Source organism: Olsenella uli, assembly GCF_901212655.1.
GTDB lineage: Bacteria > Actinomycetota > Coriobacteriia > Coriobacteriales > Atopobiaceae > Parolsenella > Parolsenella uli_A.
The window spans coordinates 21,794-29,232 of the sequence record NZ_CAAKON010000015.1; the positions used below are offsets into that span (position 1 = coordinate 21,794).

The 7,439-nt window shown below is 64.5% G+C and carries 7 protein-coding genes; all 7 read left to right on the top strand.

What is annotated here, in order from left to right:
- Position 1 precedes the first annotated feature (1 nt).
- The 7 genes from atpG to EFAMC2_RS02500 all read left to right on the top strand — a co-directional run bounded on the left by atpG (position 2) and on the right by EFAMC2_RS02500 (position 7,245).
- A complete protein-coding gene (atpG, locus tag EFAMC2_RS02470; protein ID WP_154026670.1) occupies positions 2-931 on the top strand; it encodes an ATP synthase F1 subunit gamma in 930 nt (309 codons plus the stop codon).
- Entirely contained in the window at positions 931-2,424 is a 1,494-nt protein-coding gene (atpD, locus tag EFAMC2_RS02475) for a F0F1 ATP synthase subunit beta (RefSeq protein ID WP_154026672.1), read from the top strand. Before atpG ends, atpD begins: the two co-directional genes overlap by 1 nt.
- A 2-nt stretch (positions 2,425-2,426) precedes the next feature.
- Positions 2,427-2,867, top strand: a complete 441-nt coding sequence (atpC, locus tag EFAMC2_RS02480; protein ID WP_154026674.1) for an ATP synthase F1 subunit epsilon — start codon at positions 2,427-2,429, stop codon at positions 2,865-2,867.
- A 94-nt stretch (positions 2,868-2,961) separates the two neighbouring features.
- Positions 2,962-4,242, top strand: a complete 1,281-nt coding sequence (murA, locus tag EFAMC2_RS02485) for a UDP-N-acetylglucosamine 1-carboxyvinyltransferase (protein ID WP_154026676.1) — start codon at positions 2,962-2,964, stop codon at positions 4,240-4,242.
- Positions 4,243-4,302: 60 nt separating this feature from the next.
- Positions 4,303-4,722, top strand: coding sequence for a metal-dependent transcriptional regulator (locus tag EFAMC2_RS02490; protein ID WP_154026678.1), 420 nt, complete (start codon positions 4,303-4,305; stop codon positions 4,720-4,722).
- Positions 4,723-4,851: 129 nt separating this feature from the next.
- Positions 4,852-5,742 carry a UTP--glucose-1-phosphate uridylyltransferase gene (locus EFAMC2_RS02495; RefSeq protein ID WP_154026680.1) on the top strand — a complete coding sequence of 297 codons (891 nt, stop codon included), beginning with the start codon at positions 4,852-4,854 and terminating at the stop codon, positions 5,740-5,742.
- 102 nt (positions 5,743-5,844) lie between these two features.
- Positions 5,845-7,245: a phosphoglucomutase gene (locus tag EFAMC2_RS02500; protein ID WP_187325104.1), complete on the top strand. Its 1,401-nt coding sequence runs from the start codon at positions 5,845-5,847 to the stop codon at positions 7,243-7,245.
- The last annotated feature ends 194 nt before the right edge of the window (positions 7,246-7,439 follow it).

A 7,439-nucleotide genomic window follows, 5' to 3' on the forward strand; every position in this document is an offset into this window, starting at 1 on the left:
GATGTCGAATCTCAGGGAGCTCAGCCGTCGCATAGACTCGATCGAGAGCACGAGGCAGATCACCCGCACCATGGAGATGGTCTCCACGGCGCGGGTGGGCGAGGCCCTTCAGCGCGCGAGCGATGCCGCCCCGTACAAGGACGCCATCAAGCGTATGCTGTCGGCCGTTGCCAGCTCGGACCCTCGTGCGGCCGACCAGCCGCTGCTTCAGAACCACAAGACGGAGGAAGGGGTGCTCTTCATCCTCATCGCCTCCGACCGTGGCCTTGCCGGCGGCTTCAACATCACGCTGCAGCGCAGCGTTGAGCGTCGTCTGCGGGAGCTTCGCGCCAAGGGCAAGCGTGCCGAGGTGATTACCTGCGGCACCAAGCCGACGGACTACTTCCGTTATCGTGGGATAGCGCCGGCGCTTTCCTTCACGGGAATCTCGGCCGAGCCGACGCATGACGAGGCAATGCAGGTCGCCTCGTACGTCATCGACGGCTACACGGCTGGAACCTTCGACCGCGTGGAGATCTGCTACAACCACGCCCGAAATCGTGTCCAGCAAGACGTCGTTGACGAGCAGCTCCTGCCGGTTGCCGACGAGGACAGGCAAATCGACATGACCATGCCTGCCGCCCCGCGTACGAAGACCAGCGTCGAGCGCGTTGAGGCCAAGGAGTATACGGAGTTCCGCTTCGATCCCTCGCCGGCCAAGGTGCTTGGCTACCTGATGCCCGCCTACATCCAGACGGTCATCTTCCACGCGCTGCTCGATTCCGCGGCTGCCGAGCATGGCGCTCGCCGTCGTGCCATGAAGGCGGCAACGGACAATGCAAACGAGGCCATCACCACGCTGAACCGCTCGTACAACCGCATCCGCCAGGGCTCCATCACCACGGAGCTCAATGAGATCATTGGCGGAGCGTCCGCATTGGAGGACAACTAATGGCTGAGAACACCACGCAGCCGACTGAGGCGACCCCGGCGGCCTCTCCCGCCAAGGTGCCCTACAAGCACGAGAGTGTCGGCTACGGCACCATCGTGCGCATCGTGGGCCCGGTCGTTGACGTCCGCTTCGATGGCTCCGTGCCGCCAATCTACACGGCGCTCACCGTCGAGGCCGACACCCCGGTCGGCCACCTAGAGAACATCCTGGAGGTCGAGAGCCAGCTGCCGGGCGGCGTTGTCCGTACGGTTGCCATGGCCTCCACCGATGGCCTGCAGCGCGGCATCAAGGTCCAGGACACCGGCGAGCCCATGATGATGCCCGTCGGTCCCCAGACCGTTGGCCGCGTCTGGAACGTGCTGGGCAAGCCCGTCGACGGCAAGCCTATGCCGGATGGCATGGAACTCTATCCGATTCACCGTCCCGCCCCGTCCTTCTCCGACCTCACCACCACCACCGAGGTCTTCGAGACGGGCATCAAGGCCATCGACCTGCTCGAGCCTTACATCCGCGGCGGCAAGACGGGCCTGTTTGGCGGCGCCGGCGTCGGTAAGACCGTTCTGATTCAGGAGCTCATCAACAACCTCGCCATGGAGCACAACGGCACCTCCGTCTTCACGGGCGTTGGCGAACGTACGCGTGAGGGCACCGACATGTATCTCGAGATGAGCGAGTCTGGTGTCATTGACAAGACCTGCCTGGTCTACGGTCAGATGAACGAGCCGCCTGGAGCCCGTATGCGCGTGGGCCTCGCCGGCCTCACCACCGCGGAGTACTTCCGCGACCAGGGCCAGGACGTGCTGCTGTTCATCGACAACATCTTCCGTTTCTCACAGGCTGGCTCCGAGGTTTCCGCCCTGCTCGGTCGCATGCCGTCCGCCGTTGGCTACCAGCCCACGCTGGCAACCGAGATGGGCGACCTGCAGGAGCGCATCACCTCCACCAAGGAGGGCTCGATTACCTCGGTCCAGGCCGTCTACGTGCCCGCGGACGACCTTACGGACCCGGCGCCTGCGACCACCTTCACGCACCTCGATGCCACCACGGTTCTTTCCCGCAGCATCGCGAGCCTTGGCCTGTACCCGGCCATCGACCCGCTTGCTTCCTCCTCCGACGCCCTCGACCCCTCGGTCGTTGGCGAGGAGCACTACCGCGTGGCCATGAAGGTCCAGGAGACGCTGCAGGAGTACTCCGACCTGCAGGACATCATCGCCATCCTGGGCGTCGACGAGCTTTCCGAGGAGCAGCGCCTCACGGTGTCCCGCGCCCGAAAGCTGCAGCAGTTCCTGTCACAGTCGTTCCACGTGGCCGAGCGCTTCACCGGCAACAAGGGCGTCTACATCAAGGTCGAGGACACGGTTCGCTCCTTTGCCGCCATCGTTGACGGCGAGTGCGACGACCTGCCCGAGCAGTGCTTCCGCTACGCCGGCACCATCGACGATGTGCGCGAGAAGGCTGCCAAGCTTGCCGGCGAGGCCAAGGCGGCGAAGTAGGCATGGATACGCTTACCTGCCAAATCGTCCGCCCCGACAAGCTCCTGTACGAGGGTGAGGCCACGAGCGTGGTCCTCGCCGCTCGTACGGGCGAGCTTGGCGTTTTCCCCAAGCACGGGGCCGAGGTGTGCGCCCTGGGCGACGGCGTGATGCGCATCAACCGCCCCGAGGGTACGGACGGCCCGCAGCAGCTTCGCGTGGTCATCATGGGCGGCTACGCAGAGGTTGCCAACGACGTCCTCATCGTTTTGGCAACCCATGCGCGCCGCATCGACGACATCGAGGTTGATGTGGTGAGCAAGACGAGGGGGGCTACGGAAGCCAAGCTCAACGCGCTTCCCGCAGACGATCATCGCCGTGCGTACTACGAGGAGAAGATTGCCTGGTGCGACCTTCTCGTGCGCGAAAGCGAGAAGGAAGCGGCTGGTGCGGGAGCCAGGTAGCACCATCGTCTACAATTAAATATTGGCATACCGTTGACGGGCGCCCTTCGGGGCGCCCGTCTGGCGCTGGACAGGATCCGGCTTGGAGGAGTACATGGACGTCATTAGGGTCGAGGGAGGCCTTCCCATCTCTGGCGAGGTTACGGTGGAGGGTGCAAAGAACTCGGCACTCAAGCTGATGGCCGCCACGATCATGGCCCCGGGCGTAACGACGCTCTACAACGTGCCCAACATCTCCGACGTGCACGTAATGGGTAAGGTGCTCAAGCGCCTTGGCGCCACCATTCAGGTCACTGACGAGCACACGCTCGTCATCGACACGTCCAATGTGGACAAGTGGGAGACCCCCTACGAGCTCGTTGCCAAGATGCGCGCCTCCACCGCCGTGCTCGGCCCGCTGCTCGCCCGCTTTGGCAAGGCCGTCGTGGCCATGCCGGGCGGCTGCAACATCGGAGCTCGCAAGATTGACCTGCACATCCTGGGTCTCGAGGCGCTTGGCGTCGACTTCCAGGTCACGCATGGCAACATACACGCCTCGGCGCCACACGGCGTTATCGGCACTTCGGTGACGCTCGAGTTTGCGAGCGTTGGCGCCACGGAGAACCTGATGATGGCCTCCGTGCACGCAAAGGGAACAACGACCATCGACAATGCGGCCCGTGAGCCCGAAATCGTGGACCTCGCCAACATGCTCAACGAGATGGGAGCCAAGATTCGCGGTGCCGGTTCGCCGCTCATCGAGATCGAGGGCGTGGGGGAGCTCCATCCGGTGGAGCACCGCGTCGTTGGTGACCGCATCGAGGCCGGCACGTTCCTCGTTGCCGGCGCCCTTGCCGGTGGTCCCGTGCGCGTGCGCGGCTTCAACCCCGATCACCTCGGGCTCGTGCTGAAGAAGTTCGAGCAGATGGGCGTGGGCATTCGTCGCGAGGAGGATGGCTGCACCGCATGGCGCGAGGCCAGGACTAAGGCGGTCGACATTCAGACGCTGCCGTATCCGGGCTTCCCCACGGACATGCAGGCGCAGGCCATGGCTCTGCTCTCCCTGTCCGAGGGCCAGTGCATCGTGACTGAGAACGTCTTTGAGAACCGTTTCATGTTCGCCGGCGAAATCGCGCGCATGGGCGCCGACATTCGCATCGAGGGCCATCATGCCATCGTGCGGGGCGTTGAGTCCCTGTCTGGCGCGCAGGTGAAGTCGCCCGAGCTTCGTGGCGGCGCATCGCTTGTTCTTGCGGGCCTGGTGGCAGAGGGCGAGACCACGGTCTCCAACATCTTCCATATCGAGCGCGGTTACGAGGGCTTCGTCAAGAAGCTCCGCGGCCTCGGCGCAGACGTCTCGCGCGTTACGGTTCCCGATGACGAGGCCGATGACTAGGAACCCGATGAGGGCATGGGCATCGCTGCCGTGCCAACTTGGCAGAGGAGGTTTGGTCCGATGAGGACGAAGAACGAGGGCCATGCGCTTACGAGCGCCGGTGAGGATTACCTCGAGGCCATCTATCGAATCATGTGCGAGCACCCTGGGGAGGACTCGGTGCGCTCCGTCGACGTCTCCGAGCAGCTTGGCGTTTCCAAGGCGAGCGTCAACAAGGCGCTGACCGCGCTCAAGGAGGGCGGCTTCGTGGAACAGACGCGCTATGGGCGCGTTGAGCTCACGGAGACCGGCCGCGTCTATGCTGCCGAGGTCTGGCGCCGCCATCGCATGCTTCGTGCCTTCCTCACGCAGGAGTTGGGCGTGGAGCGCGACGTTGCAAACGAGGAGGCCTGCCTCATGGAGCACGCCTTGTCTGCCGATACCACGAATCGTCTCATGGACTACCTCGGTCGCCAGGGCATTAAGGTCGACAGCGAGTAGTAGGGGCCCGGCTGGGCTTTCTATGTAAGACGCGGGCCCATGGGCTCACGGCGCTACCATGCATCACAGCAGTATGCGGGGGCCACCTGAGAAACTCCGGTTCCCGGTATCCCAATAGAACGGAGCATCGTGAAAGCTGTCATTCCCGCCGCTGGTCTCGGCACTCGCTTCCTACCCGCGACGAAGGCTACCCCCAAGGAGCTGCTTCCCGTTCTGGGAAAGCCCGTCATTCAGCGCGTGGTTGAAGAGGCCCTTGCCGTCGAGTCCGTCGACCGCGTGGTGATCGTCAACTCTCATGAGAAGCCGGGCATCGAGCATCACTTCTCTCGCGATCTGCCCCTCGAGCAGGAGCTCGAGCAGCGCGGCAAGCAAAGTCAGGCTGCTGCCGTCCGCGAGACGAGCGAGCTTCCGGTCTCCTTCGTGTATCAGGACGAGCCTCTTGGCCTGGGTCATGCCGTGCTCCAGGCGTCCTCGGCTGTGGGCCAGGACCACTTTCTTGTGCTGCTTGGCGACTACTACGTGCCGGGCATGGACATGTGCCGTCGCATGAAGGCCGTGTCCGACGAGCACAACGGTGCCTCTGTCATTGCCGTCGCGGCTGTGCCTGAGGATCAGGTGTCTCGTTACGGAATCATCGCGGGCGAGTGCGTCTCTGGCGAAGATGAGGAGCAGCCGGGTGCCGTATGGCGCGTCTCCGGTCTTGTTGAGAAGCCGGCTCCCGAGGATGCTCCCAGCCGTCTGTTCATCGTTGGCCGCTACCTGCTCTCTCCCCGCGTAATGGAGCTGCTTGCAACCCAGGCACCTGGCGCGGGCAATGAGATTCAGCTGACCGACGCCCTCGTGCGCCTGCTTGCCGATGAGGAGATGTATGCGCTCGTCGTTGATGCCGACGAGGGACGTGACACGGGTACGCCCGCAGCCTGGGCCGGCGTCAATGCCCGGGCCGCGCTTGAGGACCCGACGACGCGTGAAGCGTTTCTTGAGTCTCTCGGGTCTGTGCTGGATGAGATTCGCCAATAGGGTATGAGGTAATGGGCGGGGCCCACTACTGAACGTTGACAGGCGGCACCGTGGGACTGCGAAGTCCACGGTGCCGCCTTTGTTTTGAGAGGAATGAGCGCGATGAGCGTCATCAACTTCGCAGGGGACGCCTGGGTAAGCCGCGTCGACGAGGGCAATCCACGTGACAACATCCTCAGAATTGCTGCCGGGCTTGCTCGGACGGCAAGGGGTCGCGATGCCGGGGCCGGGGGCGCGATCTACGTGGGCTATGACACGCGTGGGCTGTCGTGCGAGCTGGCGCAGGAGGTGGCGGGCGTGATCGCCGGACAAGGCGTGCACGCTCGACTTTCGGAAACCTACTGTCCAACGGCGGCGGTATGCGGGGCCGTTCGAAATGACCCCGATGGCTTGGCGGCCCTCATGCTCACCGCAGACAGTCGCTCGGCCGACTATGTGGGCGCTCGTATTCGCATGGCCGACGGTTCTCCCGCGTCCTCTGCTGATGCAGACGAGTTGGAGGCGAACATCCCGGCTGAGACGCCTGTCGAGCGGGGAACATTTGAGCTTGCGGATATCGTGGGCCCTTTCAAGGCTGCGATCGCTTCGTTTATAGATGTGGAGGCGATACGCTCTGCCTCCCCGACCGTTGTGTGCGACGCCATGTATGGCGCCGGCCGCGGGCATGCCGCCGATGTTCTCGCGAAGGTCGGCGTGCAGGTCGTTGAAGTGCGCGGTGAGGGAGACCCCGACTTCGGTGGCATTCATCCTGAGGCCGCGGAGCCATGGATTGACGAATGCGAGCAGGCCGTTCCTGAGCATGGCGCGAGCTTCGGCATCTCCATCGACGGGGCTGCCGACAGGATTGCCCTCATCGACGAGCGGGGGAGGCCAGTGACGCCACACCTCATGCTCGCCCTCATCATGGAACATCTGGTTCGTGTTCGAGGCATTAGAGGGCGCATGGTGGCGCCCATCTTCGTGTCAACGGTTGTGCGCAGGCAGGCGGAGCGCCTTGGCATGCCCCTTACGGTAACCTCTGCCGGCTATCTTTGGCTAAGGGAGGAGATGGCTGCCGGTGACGTTGCCTGTGCCGGCGACGCGCTCGGTGGTATCTGCATCCCGGCGATTGACCTTGAGCGCGACGCCATTGCCGTCGCCGCGCTGCTATGCGAGATAGTGGCAAGGGCCAACAAGCCGCTCTCTCAACTGGTGAGCGAGCTGGACGCTGAGCTTGGCCATATGGAGTATGGAAGACGTGACGTACGCCTGGGCTCCGGGGCCGTGCAGGTTCTGAGGAACGCGCTCCCGGGGGTCAATCCGCCGGAGGTCGCAGGCATGCGACCGCGGGAGGTAAGCCATCCGGGCGGCGTGATGCTGAGGTTCGAAAACGGTTCTTGGCTGATGGTGAGGCCCTCGCGCTCGTTTTCCGTGGCTCGCGTGTACGCGGAGGCGCCAAGCCCCGCGGACCGGGACGCCTTGCTGGCGGCGGGCTCCGAGCTCGCATGCTCGCCGCTGGGGTAGGGCGGCTTGGCCGAGGGCGCGGCTGGCGGAAGAGCGGCGATTGGCGGCAACGGGGAATCCGGCGCGCGATGCCGCGTCGGGTCTGGGGCGGACGCCGGGTGCGCGGCGTCCGCTCCTTCCTTTGTGGTGGACGTGCATCGCACGTTCCCCTCGCGGCCCCCCCGGGGCCCCCGGCGCAAGATGTGTGCGTCCCG

Bases quoted from the DNA above. Each gene is read 5' to 3' on its own strand.
- atpG (WP_154026670.1), top strand. From the start codon at position 2: ATGTCGAATCTCAGGGAGCTCAGCCGTCGCATAGACTCGATCGAGAGC.
- atpD (WP_154026672.1), top strand. From the start codon at position 931: ATGGCTGAGAACACCACGCAGCCGACTGAGGCGACCCCGGCGGCCTCT.
- atpC (WP_154026674.1), top strand. From the start codon at position 2,427: ATGGATACGCTTACCTGCCAAATCGTCCGCCCCGACAAGCTCCTGTAC.
- murA (WP_154026676.1), top strand. From the start codon at position 2,962: ATGGACGTCATTAGGGTCGAGGGAGGCCTTCCCATCTCTGGCGAGGTT.
- EFAMC2_RS02490 (WP_154026678.1), top strand. From the start codon at position 4,303: ATGAGGACGAAGAACGAGGGCCATGCGCTTACGAGCGCCGGTGAGGAT.
- EFAMC2_RS02500 (WP_187325104.1), top strand. From the start codon at position 5,845: ATGAGCGTCATCAACTTCGCAGGGGACGCCTGGGTAAGCCGCGTCGAC.